This is a genomic window from Novosphingobium panipatense (assembly GCF_900182875.1).
Lineage (GTDB): Bacteria > Pseudomonadota > Alphaproteobacteria > Sphingomonadales > Sphingomonadaceae > Novosphingobium > Novosphingobium panipatense.
Genome location: NZ_FXUI01000003.1, coordinates 345,973 through 360,297 on the forward strand (window position 1 = coordinate 345,973; position 14,325 = coordinate 360,297).

General features: G+C 66.1%; 14 protein-coding genes and 1 tRNA gene. 6 read left to right on the forward strand and 9 right to left on the reverse strand.

The window, feature by feature from the left end:
• Positions 1–94 precede the first annotated feature (94 nt).
• From QOL62_RS06945 to QOL62_RS06955, 3 genes are all read left to right on the forward strand, one after another.
• A complete protein-coding gene (locus QOL62_RS06945; RefSeq protein WP_283405720.1) occupies positions 95–2,467 on the forward strand; it encodes a TonB-dependent receptor in 2,373 nt (790 codons plus the stop codon).
• 22 nt (positions 2,468–2,489) lie between these two features.
• Positions 2,490–3,356 carry an alpha/beta fold hydrolase gene (locus tag QOL62_RS06950; protein WP_283405721.1) on the forward strand — a complete coding sequence of 289 codons (867 nt, stop codon included), beginning with the start codon at positions 2,490–2,492 and terminating at the stop codon, positions 3,354–3,356.
• Positions 3,357–3,469: 113 nt separating this feature from the next.
• The gene (locus tag QOL62_RS06955) at positions 3,470–4,759 is read left to right on the forward strand and encodes a spinster family MFS transporter (protein WP_283405814.1); all 1,290 of its coding nucleotides are present in this window, start codon (positions 3,470–3,472) and stop codon (positions 4,757–4,759) included.
• A 40-nt stretch (positions 4,760–4,799) separates the two neighbouring features.
• Here the strand turns inward: QOL62_RS06955 and QOL62_RS06960 are convergent.
• The 3 genes from QOL62_RS06960 to QOL62_RS06970 all read right to left on the reverse strand — a co-directional run bounded on the left by QOL62_RS06960 (position 4,800) and on the right by QOL62_RS06970 (position 7,224).
• Positions 4,800–4,875 (reverse strand) — tRNA-Thr (locus tag QOL62_RS06960).
• Positions 4,876–4,973: 98 nt separating this feature from the next.
• Positions 4,974–5,867: a hypothetical protein gene (locus tag QOL62_RS06965; protein WP_283405722.1), complete on the reverse strand. Its 894-nt coding sequence runs from the start codon at positions 5,865–5,867 to the stop codon at positions 4,974–4,976.
• A 34-nt stretch (positions 5,868–5,901) separates the two neighbouring features.
• Positions 5,902–7,224: a replication-associated recombination protein A gene (locus QOL62_RS06970; RefSeq protein ID WP_283405723.1), complete on the reverse strand. Its 1,323-nt coding sequence runs from the start codon at positions 7,222–7,224 to the stop codon at positions 5,902–5,904.
• A 78-nt stretch (positions 7,225–7,302) separates the two neighbouring features.
• On the opposite strand from QOL62_RS06970, the gene QOL62_RS06975 reads away from it, so the two are divergent.
• Positions 7,303–7,737, forward strand: a complete 435-nt coding sequence (locus QOL62_RS06975; protein ID WP_283405724.1) for a hypothetical protein — start codon at positions 7,303–7,305, stop codon at positions 7,735–7,737.
• Positions 7,738–7,803: 66 nt separating this feature from the next.
• Positions 7,804–8,631: a sugar phosphate isomerase/epimerase family protein gene (locus QOL62_RS06980; protein WP_283405725.1), complete on the forward strand. Its 828-nt coding sequence runs from the start codon at positions 7,804–7,806 to the stop codon at positions 8,629–8,631.
• A gap of 3 nt (positions 8,632–8,634) precedes the next feature.
• On the opposite strand, the gene QOL62_RS06985 is transcribed toward QOL62_RS06980, so the two are convergent.
• Positions 8,635–10,218: a GMC family oxidoreductase gene (locus QOL62_RS06985; RefSeq protein ID WP_283405726.1), complete on the reverse strand. Its 1,584-nt coding sequence runs from the start codon at positions 10,216–10,218 to the stop codon at positions 8,635–8,637.
• A 162-nt stretch (positions 10,219–10,380) separates the two neighbouring features.
• Here QOL62_RS06985 and QOL62_RS06990 point away from each other — a divergent pair, with 162 nt between their 5' ends.
• Entirely contained in the window at positions 10,381–11,271 is an 891-nt protein-coding gene (locus tag QOL62_RS06990; protein ID WP_283405727.1) for a TIGR03620 family F420-dependent LLM class oxidoreductase, read from the forward strand.
• Positions 11,272–11,467: 196 nt separating this feature from the next.
• Here QOL62_RS06990 and QOL62_RS06995 read toward each other — a convergent pair whose 3' ends face one another.
• The 5 genes from QOL62_RS06995 to gmk all read right to left on the reverse strand — a co-directional run bounded on the left by QOL62_RS06995 (position 11,468) and on the right by gmk (position 14,238).
• Entirely contained in the window at positions 11,468–11,668 is a 201-nt protein-coding gene (locus tag QOL62_RS06995) for a hypothetical protein (RefSeq protein WP_103727410.1), read from the reverse strand.
• Between the two features lie 79 nt (positions 11,669–11,747).
• Positions 11,748–12,242, reverse strand: a complete 495-nt coding sequence (locus QOL62_RS07000) for a DUF1810 domain-containing protein (protein ID WP_283405728.1) — start codon at positions 12,240–12,242, stop codon at positions 11,748–11,750.
• A gap of 3 nt (positions 12,243–12,245) precedes the next feature.
• Entirely contained in the window at positions 12,246–12,467 is a 222-nt protein-coding gene (locus QOL62_RS07005; protein ID WP_103727409.1) for a hypothetical protein, read from the reverse strand.
• A gap of 149 nt (positions 12,468–12,616) precedes the next feature.
• Positions 12,617–13,450, reverse strand: a complete 834-nt coding sequence (dapD, locus tag QOL62_RS07010) for a 2,3,4,5-tetrahydropyridine-2,6-dicarboxylate N-succinyltransferase (RefSeq protein WP_103727408.1) — start codon at positions 13,448–13,450, stop codon at positions 12,617–12,619.
• Between the two features lie 122 nt (positions 13,451–13,572).
• Positions 13,573–14,238 (reverse strand): guanylate kinase, encoded by a 666-nt coding sequence (gene gmk / locus QOL62_RS07015; protein ID WP_103727407.1) that lies wholly within the window; start codon positions 14,236–14,238, stop codon positions 13,573–13,575.
• Positions 14,239–14,325 lie beyond the last annotated feature (87 nt).

Sequence of the window (14,325 nt, forward strand, 5' to 3'; positions counted from 1 at the left end):
GGGATCAAGCGAAGGCAAATTTTCAAAGTTGAAAGTTGGTTCAGGTGTCAATATAGCTGTGCGCCAAGAACGAAAAGCAATGGGAGTGATTGTGATGCCAAAGGCGCGCTTTTTCGCGATTTCTTCGAGTGTGCTGGCGCTGACCGGTGGCTTTGGCGCAGCGCCCACGATGGCCCAGGACGCCGCACCCGCGGCCGAAACGGCGGCCCAGGCTGGCGACATTATCGTCACCGCGCGGCGACGGGAGGAGCGTCTTGTCGATGTCCCGATCTCTGTTTCGACCTTCAGCGGCGCCCAGCTCGAGAAGTCGGGCGCGCTCGACATCACGGACATCGCCAACGTGTCCCCGAACGTGACGCTGGAACCCTCCCGAGGTACGAACTCCACTCTCTCGGCATTCATCCGCGGCGTGGGGCAGCAGGATCCGGTCTCCGGGTTTGAGCAGGGTGTCGGCATCTACCTTGATGACGTGTACCTCAACCGCCCGCAAGCCGCTGTTCTGGACATCTACGACGTCGAGCGGATCGAGGTGCTGCGCGGGCCGCAGGGCACGCTCTACGGACGCAATACCATCGGCGGCGCGGTCAAGTACGTGACCAGGCAACTGCCCCAGGACTTCGCATTCCGGATTCGCGGCACCTACGGCAGCTACGACCAGGCCGACCTCGTCGCGACCGCGTCCGCGCCGGTCAGCGAACTGATCCGCGTGGGCGGTTCGGTCGCGCGCCTGTCGCGGGGCGGCTTCGGCAAGAACCTGACCACGGGCGAGGACAACTACAACAAGGATATCTGGGCAGGGCGAGCCAGCGTCGATATCGGCGGCTATGGCGAACCTGTGCTGATCCGCATCTCCGGCGACTATACTAAGGACAAGTCGAACGCGCGCGGTGGCCATCGCCTGATACCAGGCTATGTCTCGGGCGCCCCGGTGCTGAGTGACGTCTATGACACGCGCGGCGGCCTCAACGATCCGAGGCAGGAAGTCGAGGCCTACGGCTTTGCCATAAACGCCAGCGCCGACCTCACCGATCAGCTGACGTTCCGGTCCATCAGCTCCTGGCGCAAGGACGACAGCGCTTCACCCATCGACTTCGACGCGCTTCCCGCCGTCGATGTCGATGTTCCGGCCTATTACCGCAACGAGCAGATCAGCCAGGAATTCCAGCTGCTCTACGACGACGGCGGCATGGTTCAGGGCCTGATCGGCGCCTACTACCTCAATGCCAACGCCGACACCCAGTTCGACACACGGCTCTTCACCGCCCTCAATGGTCTGACCGCCTTTACGCAGGCCAATGTCGATACCGAGACTTTTGCAGTTTTCGGTGATTTCACGGTCGACTTCAGCGAGCGGCTCAGCCTGTCGGTCGGCGGCCGGTACACGTGGGATGAGCGCAAGGCCGAGATCCTGCGGCAGAACTACCTCGGCGGCGGTTCTCCGGTCTTCGGCGGCGCGGGCCTTGCGCTCGGGGCTCCAAGCACGAACTTCTCAGGCAAGGCCACCTTCAAGAAGTTCACGCCGCGCGCCTCGATCAGCTTCAAGCCGACGCCCGATCACAACATCTACGCAAGCTTCAGCCAGGGCTTCAAGGGCGGTGGGTTCGACCCGCGCGGCGTGGGTGTGAACGCTCCGTCGGCGACACCCGGCGCGCCGACCAGCGCGGAAATCGCCGACTACCTCAGCTTCGAACCGGAGACGGTCGACAGCTACGAGATCGGCTACAAGGGCAACCTGTTCGACGGCGCCCTTTATCTCGCCGCCGCCGGATTCTACATGAACTACAAGGACGTCCAGATCCCCGGCTCCGCAGGCTGCACGGTAGGCGGAATTCCGACGTTCTGCGGCATCATCACCAATGCCGGCAAGGCGCGCTTCAAGGGCGTGGAACTCGAAGCGAACGCCCGGCTGGCGCAGGACCTGATGACTGGTGGCGACAGGCTGAGCCTTTCGGGCGCGCTCGGCTACATCGATGCCGAGTACCGCGAATACATCGCGAACATTCCGATCGACCCGGCCGTTCCGTCGATCACCCAGCCCACCGACGTGGCCGAGTACCGCAAGGTTCAGAACACGCCCAAGTGGACCGTCAGCGGTACGCTCGCCTACTCCACGCCCATCGGAGAGGGCGACCTCGATCTGAGCGCGACATATGCCTACCGCAGCAAGACCTATCAGTTCGAGATCCCCAATCCCTACCTGGACCAGAAGGGTTTCGGTCTGTTCGACGCCAGCCTGGTCTACACCGCGCCGGAAGGCCGCTGGAGCCTGGGCGTGCATGGCAAGAACCTGTTCGACAAGCGCTACAAGACGTCGGGCTACACCTTCCTGGCGGCCGACCCGCGCACCGGCGAACTGGCGACGCGGCCGAATGGTCAATTCGTACCGACGCTCGGCACCGAAGGTATACTGACCGCCTACTACGGCAACCCGCGTCAGGTCTTCGCCACGGCAGCCCTGGCCTTCTGACGTCACAGGGGAGATCCACAGGATGGAGTACCATGTCCACCGCTACCGCAGCGCCTGCGGGCGCCTTGAACTTGCCGCACGTGACTATGCGGCGGCGGAGGGCGCGCCGGTGCTGCTGCTGATGCATGGCCTCACCCGCAACAGTGCGGACTTCGAGCCCTTGGTGGCGGGTCTGGCCGGTCGTTACCGGATGATCGTGCCGGACCAGCGGGGGCGCGGGCTGTCGCAGTGGGATCCTGATCCCGACCGCTATCGCCCGGATGTCTACGCGCAGGACATGCTGGCGCTTCTCGACGGGCTGGAGATCAGGCAGGCGGGGCTGGTGGGAACGTCCATGGGCGGGCTCATGGCGATGGTCATGAACGCGCTTCGTCCCGGACTGGCGCGTGCAATCGTCTTCAATGACATCGGCCCGGTGCTGGACCCTGCCGGGCTTGCCCGCATCCAGTCCTATGTGGGTCCTGGCGGGGCGATGGCCGACTGGGCCGAAGCCGCCGCCCGCACCCAGGCCATCAACGAAGCAGCTTTCCCCGATTACGAAGACGAGCAGTGGCTTGCCTTCGCCCGCCGCATCGCGAAGGACGATGACGCCGGGGGCATCGTCTTCGCCTACGATCCGGCCATATCCCAGAGCATCGCCGGAGACGATCCGCAGACGGTGCCGCCCGACCTGTGGCCTCTGTGGGATCTGCTGGATACGGTGCCCGCGCTGATCGTCCGGGGGGCTCTCTCGGACCTGCTCGCAGCTGCGACAGTGGAGGAGATGGCGCGGCGCCACTCCGGCCCCTTCTTCGCTGTCGAGGTGCCACGGGTCGGACATGCGCCCATCCTTGACGAGCCGGTCGCCTTCGCTGCCATCGACGCCTTTCTCCAGCAGCACATGGCTTGACCCAGGCGCGGGGTCCTGCGCACCGGGAGGACGCGGCGGGCGCGGGCCATCCCGCAGGAGTTCCGCTCACTGCGGCCGCCCCGCCGCGCGGAAGCGACAAGAAGGCAGACATGATGCAGCAATCCGGACGCGCCTCAGATACGCAGACCGCGCAGGGGGCTTCACCGAAGCTCGTGCTGGGCATGCTGCTGCTGGTCTACGTGTTCAACTTCGTGGACCGGCAGATACTGTCCATCCTCGCGGCTCCAATCCAGGCTGATCTCGGTCTGACGGATGCGCAAATGGGCATGCTGGGCGGTCTTGCTTTCGCGATCCTCTATTCTACGCTGGGGGTGCCGCTCGCCTGGATCGCGGACCGGACCAGCCGGTCCTGGGTCATCACCGGGTCGCTGGTGGTGTGGAGCCTTTTCACGGCTGCCTGCGCCATGGCGCAGGGCTTCTGGCACATCTTCCTCGCGCGGCTGGGCGTCGGGGTGGGAGAGGCCGGCGGCGTGGCGCCAAGCTATGCCGTGATCGGCGATCACTTCCCCAGCCATCGACGGGCGTTCGCGCTTTCCATCTACGCCCTTGGCATCCCCCTTGGCTCCGCAGCCGGGGTGATGGCCGGTGGGTATGTCGCCCAGGCTGTCGACTGGCGGATGGCCTTCCTTGTCGTCGGGCTCTGCGGAGTGGTGATCGCGCCCTTGTTCAAGATGGTGGTCAAGGATCGGCCCCGGCCTCAGTCCGGACCTACGGTGCGCTTCGCCGATGTCGCGGCGACGCTCGCGCGCAAACCTTCATTCTGGCTGTTCAGCTTCGGCGCTGCGTCCAGTTCCATGCTGGGATACGGCGTGGCCTTCTGGCTGCCCAGCCTGCTGCAGCGCAGCTTCGGGCTGACTCTTGTCGAGACGTCCTGGTTCTTCGGCGCCATCCTTCTTCTGGGCGGTACGGTGGGTGTTCTCGGCGGCGGCGCTCTTGCGGATCGCTTCGGGAAGGGCGACCGCGCCTGGTACGGCCGCGTACCGGCGATCGGTTTCGTCTGCGCGGTCCCGTTCTACGCGGGCGGCATCTGGACCTCGAGCGTGCCGGTTGCTTTCGTGCTGTTCCTGCTGCCGCAGGCCCTGGCCTATTTCTGGCTTGGCCCGGTGACCAGCGCCGTGCAGCATCTGGTGGATCCGCCCGCCCGTGCCACCGCTTCGGCGCTTTTTCTGCTGATCAACAACCTGATCGGCCTTGGCGGGGGCATTTACGCGCTGGGGGCGCTTTCCACGGCCTTGCAGCCCGTCTGGGGCACGCAATCGCTGCGCTACTCCATGCTCTTCGCTCTGGTCCTCTACCTCGTGGCAGCCCTGCTGATGACCTTGGCGGGACCAAGGCTCCGCACCGACTGGGTAGACGAGGCGCCAGCCCGGCAGCCCGCCTGAGCTATGGTCAGGCGCAGGTAGGCGCGGGAGAGGACGAAAATGGTGCCGGCTACAGGATTCGAACCCGTGGCCCCCTGATTACAAATCAGGTGCTCTACCAACTGAGCTAAGCCGGCGGTGCTTTACAGTACGTCTGCGGCCCTTAACGCGACGAAGGGGCGGCGGTAAAGCCAAATCGAACGTGGCCTGTATCCGGGACGTCGCCGCTCCCCGATCAGGCCGCGCCGAAAGTCCACCCTTCCGTGATTGCAAGCTCGCGATCGAGCTCGGCCGGGCGCCACAGGTGCGGTCGGTGCGCTGCCACGCGCAGCCAGGCCGCGGTCACGATCGCGTCGGCGCTGTGATCATCGATGCGGCCCGTTCCGTCCGCCCGCTTCGATCCGAGCCGTTGGAGAGCCGCATTGACCTCGCAGTAGTCGGTCATCTTCGCACGGCCCACGCTTCGTCCGGCCTCAAGGGCTGCGAGCGAGGTGTAGATTTCCGTCACCACCGACCCGGTGTCCGGAACGGGATCGACCGGCCAGACGGGGAGCCGCCCGCGCAGACGGTGGAGCAGCCGCATCCCCGTGAGACTGGACTTGCCTACTTGCGCGGCGCCCACGAGGTTGAAGTTCGAATAGGGGCGGCAGCCCGCTCGTGCCTGCGCTTCTTCCGTCACGCGCATGCGTCCGCGCCGGTGGTCGGCGCCTGGAAGGTGAAACAGCGCGCCTTCTCGCCCACCATGCCGCCGGAAGTAAGCGCTCGCCGCCTCGTGATCGACGAAGCTGCTTGCGGAGAGATGAGGGTCATCGGCGCAGATTGCGTCAACCAGCGCCCAGAGCGCGGGCGCGTCGGCAGGGCTGTCCGACCAGCCGGGGAAGAAGGCGCCGCCATCCCGGAACGGCAGCGAGAGCCCCAGGTCGAGGCCCACCAGGGTCTCGGCAGGCAGGCGATGAAGGAGGAAGTCGAGGACATCCTGCCGGGACCAGACATCGTGCGATGGCGGGCGCAACAGGCAGGGAGCCTCGTCTCCGCTTGCGCACAGGGCTACGGCGATGCCTTTCTGCCGTTCCCCGACGGCGCCCGACCAGTCGACGGCAAGGAAATGCCGGAAACGCGGCTCCGTCATGAAGCCGGGAATGGGGCTGCAGGTGGCGCTCGCATCACTCGCCGCGCCGCTCGGCCCGCTTCTTGTCCCACCATTCTATCCGCTTCCTGACTTCGCGTTCGAAGCCCCGTTCCACCGGCTCGTAGTACGTTTGCGGTGGCATGCCCTCAGGCCAATAGTTGTCACCTGAAAAGCCATCGGGGGCATCATGGTCGTAGGCGTAGTCCTTGCCGTAGCCGATCTCCTTCATCAGCTTGGTGGGGGCATTCAGGATATTGGCGGGAGGATTGAGCGACCCTGTGTCCCTCGCGCTCTTCCAGGCGGCCTTGAACGCGGAATAGGCGGCGTTCGACTTGGGCGCTGTCGCCAGATAGAGGCAGGCCTGCGCGATCGCCAGTTCGCCTTCGGGCGATCCGAGGAACTCGTAGGTGTCCTTGGCGGCCAGGCACTGGACGAGCGCCTGCGGGTCGGCAAGGCCGATGTCCTCGTTCGCCATGCGTACCAGGCGGCGCAGGACGTAAAGTGGCTCTTCTCCGGCCGTCAGCATCCGCGCAAGGTAGTACAGGGCGGCCTGCGGATCCGACCCACGTACCGATTTGTGCAGTGCGCTGATGAGATTGTAGTGCCCGTCGCGATCCTTGTCGTAGACCGCTACCCGGCGCTGCAGGAAATGCCCCAGCCCACCAGGGTCGAGCGGCTCGGAAATACCGGCGGCATACAGCGTCTCCACTTGGTTGAGCAGGAAGCGCCCATCCCCATCGGCGGAGGCCACAAGCGCGTCGCGCGCGTCCTGTGTGACAGGCAAGCGGCCTTCCAGAGCCTCGGCCTTGTCGAGCAGCGCGTTCAGCGCCTCCGGCCCAAGGCGGTGGAGGATCAGCACCTGGGCCCGGCTCAGCAGTGCCGCGTTGAGAGCGAAACTGGGGTTTTCGGTCGTGGCGCCCACAAGCGTCACGGTGCCCCGCTCAACGAAAGGAAGAAAGCCATCCTGCTGGGCGCGGTTGAACCGGTGTATCTCGTCCACGAAAAGCAGCGTGCGTTGTCCAGCCTTCCCGGCAACATCGGCTTCGGCGAAGGCCTTCTTCAGGTCGGCCACGCCTGAGAATACCGCAGAGACCGCCGCGAAACGCATGCCCACGGCGTCCGCCAGCAGCCGCGCGATGCTGGTCTTGCCTGTGCCGGGTGGCCCCCAAAGGATCATGGAGGAAAGCCGTCCCGCAGCGACCATGCGGCCGATCGCGCCTTCCGGCCCGGTGAGGTGTTCCTGGCCAACAACCTCGGACAGGTTGCGGGGGCGGAGACGGTCCGCAAGGGGCGCGTCGTCCCGCAGCACCTCTGGTGCGGCGGCAGGGGAAAGGTCATCGGCGAAAAGGTCGGCCATGTTGCTTACTTAGTCGCTTGTGCAGCGAATTGCATCGGTTTGCGCAGAGGAGTAGGCTCGCCGCAAAGGGGACGCGGCGTGAGGAACAGCGAAAGGGCAGGAAAGCCGGGTTGGGCCTATTGGGCGATTGCGGCTGCTGCGCTTGCCTGGAATGCCCTTGGCTGCATCGACTTCACTCTCACGGCATCGCGCACTCCGGTTTACCTCGCCCAGATGAAGCCGGAGGTCATCGACTGGCTGGATAGCGCGCCGACATGGAGCATGGCGGCCTGGGCGCTGGGGGTGGGCGGCGGTGCGGCTGGCGCGCTGTTATTGCTGCTGCGGTCCCACTTTGCCCCGGTGGCCTTCGCGGCGTCGCTGACAGGGCTGGGGCTGACGCAGGCGTGGCAGGTTGCCTCCCCGATGCCGGGGGCCACGTTCGCCGCAAGCGCCATGTCGGCGCTGATCTGGATCGTGGCGATCGCTCTCCTGTGGTTCGCCTGGCGACAACGGCGCGCGGGCGTCCTGCGGTGACTCGCGCGAGGCTTCAGCTGGCGACCTCGCGCTTCGTTTGCCCCTTCGATGAAAGGAAACGGGCCCATGCCGCATCCGTTCGGGCTTGATCAGCAGACCGTGCTGGGGCTTGACCCTGTGGCGCACGTCGGGCTGGCGGCGGACCTGGGGTGCCGTACCGTCACGCTCGGGCTTGCCCGGAACGCCGGGGGGGAGAACCCGCACCGGTATCCGCCATGGTCCCTGCGCGAGGATGCGGTGCTTGTGCGCGAGACGAAGGCGGCGCTCCGCGACGGGGGCGTGGTCATCGCAGTGGGAACCGGGTGCGACATCTCGCAGCAGATCGATGCTTCGCAAAGGGCTGCTGACATGGACATGTTCGCGGAACTCGGAGCGGTCCGCGTCAGCGCCTCCGACATGGGCGCGGAGCGGGAGCGCGCGTTCGACCAGTTCGGCGCGCTGGCCGAAATGGCGGCGGCACGGGGCATGGAACTGTGCATCGCGTTTTCCCCGGTGCTCACGATGCGGTCTTTGCCGGATGCCCTGCAGGTTATCGCGCGGATCGGCGCGCAGGGCGGGCCGGGAAGCGCAACCACGGTGCTGATCGACGCCATGCACTTCTTTCGCTCCGGCGGGACGGTGCAGCAGGTGGCCGAGCTTGACCCGGCCCTGATTGGCCATGTCCAGCTTTGCGATGTGCCGCTACGGGGAACCGGCGACTACATGGCCGAAAGCACGTCCGGACGGATGATACCGGGGCAGGGCGAGCTTCCCCTGCGCGAATTTGTGGAAGCGCTTCCGCGGGGGCAGGTGCTGGGCCTTGACGTTCCTCTCATCGGCGCCGCGCGCAGCGGGCGGGACGTGCGCGACTATGTCGGCGAGATCCTCCGGCGAACGCGAGAGTATCTGGCCTGAACGTCAGCGCCGATCGGCCAACATCATCTCGGCGCCTTTCTCCGCGATCATCATGGTTGGCGCATTGGTGTTGCCGGACGTGATGGAGGGCATCACCGATGCATCAATCACGCGAAGCCCGTCGATGCCCGTGACGCGCAGCCTTGCGTCGACGACGGAACCCATGGCCGCCGTGCCCACCGGGTGGAAGATGGTGGTGCCGATCTCCCCGGCCGCGCGTTGCAGGTCGCCTTCACTTTCAAGGCCGGCGCCGGGGCGCACCTCCTCCGGGTGGAAGCGGGCGAGGGCAGGCTGCGCCACGATTCGCCGGGTGATGCGGATCGCCTCTGCAGCGACGCGGCGGTCTTCCTCGGTCGAGAGATAGTTGGGGCGGATGGAAGGCGGTTCAGCCGGATCGGCTGCGGTGATGTGCGTGGCGCCCCGGCTTTCCGGTCGCAGGTTGCACACACTGGCGGTGAAGGCGGGATAGGGGTCCAGAGCGCCACCGAACGCCGCGAGGCTGAGCGGCTGCACGTGATATTCAAGGTTCGGCGTCGCGTAACGCGCGTGGCTGCGCGTAAAGACGCCGAGCTGGCTCGGCGCCATCGCCATCGGCCCTGTGCGGCGCAGAGCGTATTCCAGCCCGATCATTGCCTTGCCCAGCAGGTTGCCCGCCCGGGCATTGAGTGTCGCCACGCCTGACACGCGGTATGCGCAGCGCAGTTGCAGATGGTCCTGCAGGTTCGCCCCGACCTGCGGACGATGAACAACGGGCACCACGCCGAGTTGCGCAAGGTGCGCACCATCCCCGATGCCACTGCGTTCGAGGATCGCGGGCGAGCCGATGGCACCTGCCGCCAGCACGACTTCCCCCCGTGCGCGAGCCTGTCGGCTTTCACCTGCCAGAGTGTAGGCGATGCCGATCGCGCGACCGTTCTCGACAAGGACGCGATCAACCAGCGCGCCGGTTTCCACCTTCAGGTTGCGCCGGGTGCGCACCGGCTTGAGGAAGGCATCGGCGGCGCTCCAGCGCCAGCCGCGGCGCTGCGTGACCTGAAAGAAGCCCGCCCCCTCGTTGTCGCCGGTGTTGAAGTCATGGCTATGGCGAATGCCCTGCTGCTCGCAGGCGTCACGGAACGCCTCCAGGATGTCCCAGCGAAGGCGCTGCCTTTCAACGCGAATTTCGCCGCCCCCGCCATGGTAGGCGCTGGCTCCCTCGTAGTGGTCCTCCGCGCGGGTGAAGTAGGGCAGCACGTCGTCCCAGCCCCAGCCGCTGTTTCCCGCTTGCCGCCATCCGTCATAGTCGGCCGCCTGGCCGCGCATGTAGATCATGCCGTTGATCGAGGAGCAGCCGCCCAGCACGCGTCCGCGCGGATACTTGAGCGCCCGGCCGCCCAGACCCTCCTCGGCTTCGGTGGAAAGGCACCAGTCGGTACGCGGATTGCCGATGCAGTACAGGTAGCCCACGGGGACCCGGATCCAGATGTAGTTGTCCTTGCCGCCCGCCTCCAGCAGCAGGACGCGGTTTGCGGGATTGGCGCTGAGGCGATTGGCGAGCACGCAGCCTGCGCTTCCTCCACCCACGATGATATAGTCGAACTCTCCCATTCATCATGGGCTATGCCGCGGTCCTCAAGCTATCAAGCGGCCGCTTGGGGCAGGCCCTCCTCCGGGGCGAATGGCCGCACGGGCGATGCCGTCGGGCAAGAGGCGTAAAAGGCTTGATGCGCCGGTGGGCGGCCCTCACACCCTGCAGACAAGGAGGAGGCCATGACGATACCTTCCATCGGAAAGGTCGGGGTCTGGTCGCTGGAGCTGCGTTTCGGAGACAAGGCCCGATCCGCCGCAGCGGCCGCCGAGCTTGAGGCAATGGGCTACGGCGCCTTGTGGATACCGGGAGGTATCGACGATGGCGCGCCAGCCGACGTCGAACGGCTGCTGGCCGCGACATCGACCATCACTGTGGCCACGGGCATCCTCAACATCTGGAAGCATGACCCCGCCGAACTGGCGGCCTGGTTTCTGGGCCTTCCGGACGACTGGCGCGCCCGCACGCTCCTGGGCCTCGGCATCAGCCATGGTCCGATCATCGGCGAAAAGTGGGGCAGGCCGCTCGAGGTCATGAGCGCTTTCCTTGACTCGCTGGCGGCCGCAGGAATGCCGCGCGACAGCCTCTGCCTTGCTGCGCTCGGCCCCGGGATGGTGGCGCTGTCCGGCGCACGGACGGCGGGCGCCCACCCCTATCTCGTGACACCCGAACACACGGCGGGCGCCCGCGTGATACTCGGCCCTCGGGCGCTGCTTGCGCCCGAACAGGGCGTCATTCTGGAAAGTGACCCGCAGAAGGCCCGGGCCACGGCGGTTGAGGCGCTCACAAATTATCGGCGGCTCCCCAACTATCGCAAGAACTGGCTGCGCCTGGGTTTCACCGACGCGGAGATTGATGCCGACGATCCCCGTCTCCTCGCCGCCTTGTTTTCCGCCGGAGGACCGGGTGAGGCAGCGGAGCGTCTGCAGGCGCACTTCGACGCCGGAGCGGACCACGTCTGCGTCCAGGTTCTTGCCGGGGCGCAGGGTGGAGACTTGGACGTCCTGCTGCCCAGGTGGCGCGCGATCGCTGACGAACTCGGCCTGACGACGAGGCGGCAGGCGCCGCGTTAACGGTTTGGAAACCCTTCCAGGCTAGATCCGGGGACACAGGAGATGGCGGCTTCGGCCGTCAGATTGACAGGAGCCGCCGGCGAACCGGGCGTGATCCCTGCCGACAGGTTGGGGTCGAAACCGTGGTGAAGGTGCCGCCGTCTGGCGCATCGGCACCTTTCGCGAGCGGCTCCTGGCAATTCCCGACAGCTACCCCTCAGCCTCCCAGTGCATGCTGTTCCGCCGTCACCGGGGCGCGGGACGGCTGGTCCACGACGGCGCGCGTGATCCACACGGCGGACATCGCGACCAGCGCCAGCAGCAGGCTGACGATCAGGACATAGCGGACGATCTGCGGGGTGCTTCCCCCGCGCGCTTCATCGTCATCGAGATGAACTTCGTCACCGGTACGATGCATGGCTGCTCTCCGTCGGCCCGACGGCGGCCTTCATGGTCGCGCATCATCGGACCATCTTGCGGAACGCCAGGAGCGGCAATCAAGTTCCCGGCGATGCGCTTCGAGCATGACGCGCGGATTGCTCCTCGAGCAGATGCAGGGTGCGCCCATCCCGCTTCCCTCCGAAGAACGTCTCGAGCGCATCGGCGAAAGGGGCGGCAGCCTGGCCATCCGGCGACGCGTACTCGAACAGGGTCATGCTGCTGCAGAACTTCATGGCATCGATAGAGCCGAGGATCTCATCCGCGCTTCGCCGTCCGCGCCAGGCCAGCATGAGGTGAGTGACCTCATGCAAACGGCGACCCAGGATAGGGTGGGCAAGGTAGTCCTGGGCCTCGTTCAGATTCGCAATGGCGTAGTGGCGCGCCATCGGGCTTGATCCCAGCCCTGCGATCTGGGGAAAGACGAACCACATCCAGTGCGTGCGTTTGTGTCCGGCTGACAGCTCCACCCGGACCTCATCGAAGATTTCGTCCTGCGCCGGCACGAAACGTTCAAGATCGGGCACCGTGCCGAACGCCTGACTGGTACCCATCGGTCAGGGTTGTTGCGGCTCGTCGCGCTGTTCGGCGACGGCTCGCTCGGTGTCCGCATGACCACCCGTTTCCGGCGTGGTAAGCACGCCCGTCAGCCAGACAGCCGAAAATCCGAGGATGACAAGAACGAGGCTGATGAGGAGGATATACCGCACAATGCCGGGTGTCGAACCGCTGCGGGCCTCGACGTCGCCGAGGTGTACTTCCTCTTTCCGTCTTTCCATTCTCGTCTCTCCGGTAGCGAACGGTGTTCCGCCCATTTCCACACGAAACACTTCAGGGCGACCGGCGTTCCGCCAGCCGCCCTGCAGAGATGGTTTCGTTACCGTGAGCCGCACGCCATCGGTAAGGCGAACGGCCGCTATAGCCGCGATCAGTCGCGCAGGAGTTCGTTGATACCGGTCTTCGAGCGGGTCTGCGCGTCAACGGTCTTCACGATCACCGCGCAGTAGAGCGATGGGCCGGGCGTGCCGTCGGCAAGCGGCTTGCCGGGCATCGCGCCGGGCACGACCACGGCGTAGGGGGGGACACGGCCGATGTGGACTTCGCCGGTCGCACGGTCGACGATCTTGGTCGAGGCACCGATGAACACGCCCATCGAGAGAACCGCACCCTCGCCGACGATGACGCCTTCGGCGACTTCCGAGCGGGCGCCGATGAAGGCGCCGTCCTCGATGATGACGGGGCCTGCCTGGAGGGGCTCAAGCACGCCACCGATGCCGGCGCCGCCCGAGATGTGCACGTTCCTGCCGATCTGCGCGCAGGATCCGACGGTGGCCCAGGTGTCCACCATCGTGCCCTCGCCGATGTAGGCGCCAAGGTTCACGAAGCTCGGCATCAGCACCACGCCCTTGGAGACATGGGCGCTGCGGCGCACCACGGCACCGGGAACCACGCGGACACCGGCAGCCTTGAAGCGGCTTTCATCCCAGCCCGCGAACTTGAGCGGCACCTTGTCGAAGGCGGGCGCGCCGGCTGCGCCGTAGTCCATCACGCCATTGTCGTTCAGGCGGAAGCTGAGAAGGACAGCCTTCTTGAGCCACTGGTTCACGACCCATTCGCCGTCGACCTTTTCGGCCACGCGGGCCTTGCCCGCATCAAGCAGCTCCAGGGCTTCGTCGACGATCTGGCGAACGTCCTCACTGGCGGGCGTGACGGTGTCGCGGGCGTCGAATGCGGCTTCGATCTTGGCGGCAAGGTCGGACATGGCTGGGTCTCCGGAAGATGGGTAGGTCGATCTGTTGCGGCGCGGCCTAGAGGCTGAGCGGCGGGGCGGCAAGAGCTACGTCACCGTGGCGGCGCGCAGGCGGCTTCGCCATAGCGGCCGGGTCAGTCGTCGGGCTGCATCAGTTCGCGCACGAAGCCGATCAGCCCCGTCTGGCGGGCGCGGCGGAGCCGTTCGGCATGGAGAATCTTCTGCACCTGTTCGAAGCAGCGATCGATATCATCATTGACGACGACGTAGTCGTAACCGTCCCAGTGGCTGATTTCGGACCGGGCGCGCTCCATCCGGCCGTGGATGACCTCCGGAGTGTCGGTTCCACGGCCAGTGAGGCGGCGGCGAAGTTCCGCAATGCTGGGGGGCAGGAGGAACACGCGCACCACGTCGCGCTCGAGCTTCTGGTAAAGCTGCTGGGTCCCTTGCCAGTCGATGTCGAACATGTAGTCGACACCCTCCTTCAGGCCGGCCTTGACCTGGGCCTTGGGCGTTCCGTAGCTCTGGCCAAAGACGGTCGCCCATTCCAGGAACTCCCCGTCCTCGGCCATGCGATCGAACTGGGCATGGCTGACGAAGTGATAGTCACGCCCATCGACCTCACCCGGCCGCGGCGCGCGGGTGGTGCAGGAGACGGAGTTGCGGATATGGGGATCGCCTTCGAGCAGCATCCTGGCGATGGTGGTCTTGCCAGCGCCCGAGGGCGAGGACAGGATGAACATCAGCCCGCGGCGGGCGAGTGTACCGGTGGTGTCGGGAGAGGGAGCGTCATGGGCCATGGTTCCCGATGCCGATGACGGCCCCGCAAATCAAGTGGCGGTTGCGCGAGGGGGCAGGTCAGTCGCGGACAGAAGGCCCGGGCCGCA

Excerpts from the sequence above, each read along its gene's own strand:
- QOL62_RS06945 (WP_283405720.1), top strand. The coding sequence starts at position 95 with ATGCCAAAGGCGCGCTTTTTCGCGATTTCTTCGAGTGTGCTGGCGCTG.
- QOL62_RS06950 (WP_283405721.1), top strand. The coding sequence starts at position 2,490 with ATGGAGTACCATGTCCACCGCTACCGCAGCGCCTGCGGGCGCCTTGAA.
- QOL62_RS06955 (WP_283405814.1), top strand. The coding sequence starts at position 3,470 with ATGCAGCAATCCGGACGCGCCTCAGATACGCAGACCGCGCAGGGGGCT.
- QOL62_RS06965 (WP_283405722.1), bottom strand. The coding sequence starts at position 5,867 with ATGACGGAGCCGCGTTTCCGGCATTTCCTTGCCGTCGACTGGTCGGGC.
- QOL62_RS06970 (WP_283405723.1), bottom strand. The coding sequence starts at position 7,224 with ATGGCCGACCTTTTCGCCGATGACCTTTCCCCTGCCGCCGCACCAGAG.
- QOL62_RS06980 (WP_283405725.1), top strand. The coding sequence starts at position 7,804 with ATGCCGCATCCGTTCGGGCTTGATCAGCAGACCGTGCTGGGGCTTGAC.
- QOL62_RS06985 (WP_283405726.1), bottom strand. The coding sequence starts at position 10,218 with ATGGGAGAGTTCGACTATATCATCGTGGGTGGAGGAAGCGCAGGCTGC.
- QOL62_RS06990 (WP_283405727.1), top strand. The coding sequence starts at position 10,381 with ATGACGATACCTTCCATCGGAAAGGTCGGGGTCTGGTCGCTGGAGCTG.
- QOL62_RS06995 (WP_103727410.1), bottom strand. The coding sequence starts at position 11,668 with ATGCATCGTACCGGTGACGAAGTTCATCTCGATGACGATGAAGCGCGC.
- QOL62_RS07000 (WP_283405728.1), bottom strand. The coding sequence starts at position 12,242 with ATGGGTACCAGTCAGGCGTTCGGCACGGTGCCCGATCTTGAACGTTTC.
- QOL62_RS07005 (WP_103727409.1), bottom strand. The coding sequence starts at position 12,467 with ATGGAAAGACGGAAAGAGGAAGTACACCTCGGCGACGTCGAGGCCCGC.
- dapD (WP_103727408.1), bottom strand. The coding sequence starts at position 13,450 with ATGTCCGACCTTGCCGCCAAGATCGAAGCCGCATTCGACGCCCGCGAC.
- gmk (WP_103727407.1), bottom strand. The coding sequence starts at position 14,238 with ATGGCCCATGACGCTCCCTCTCCCGACACCACCGGTACACTCGCCCGC.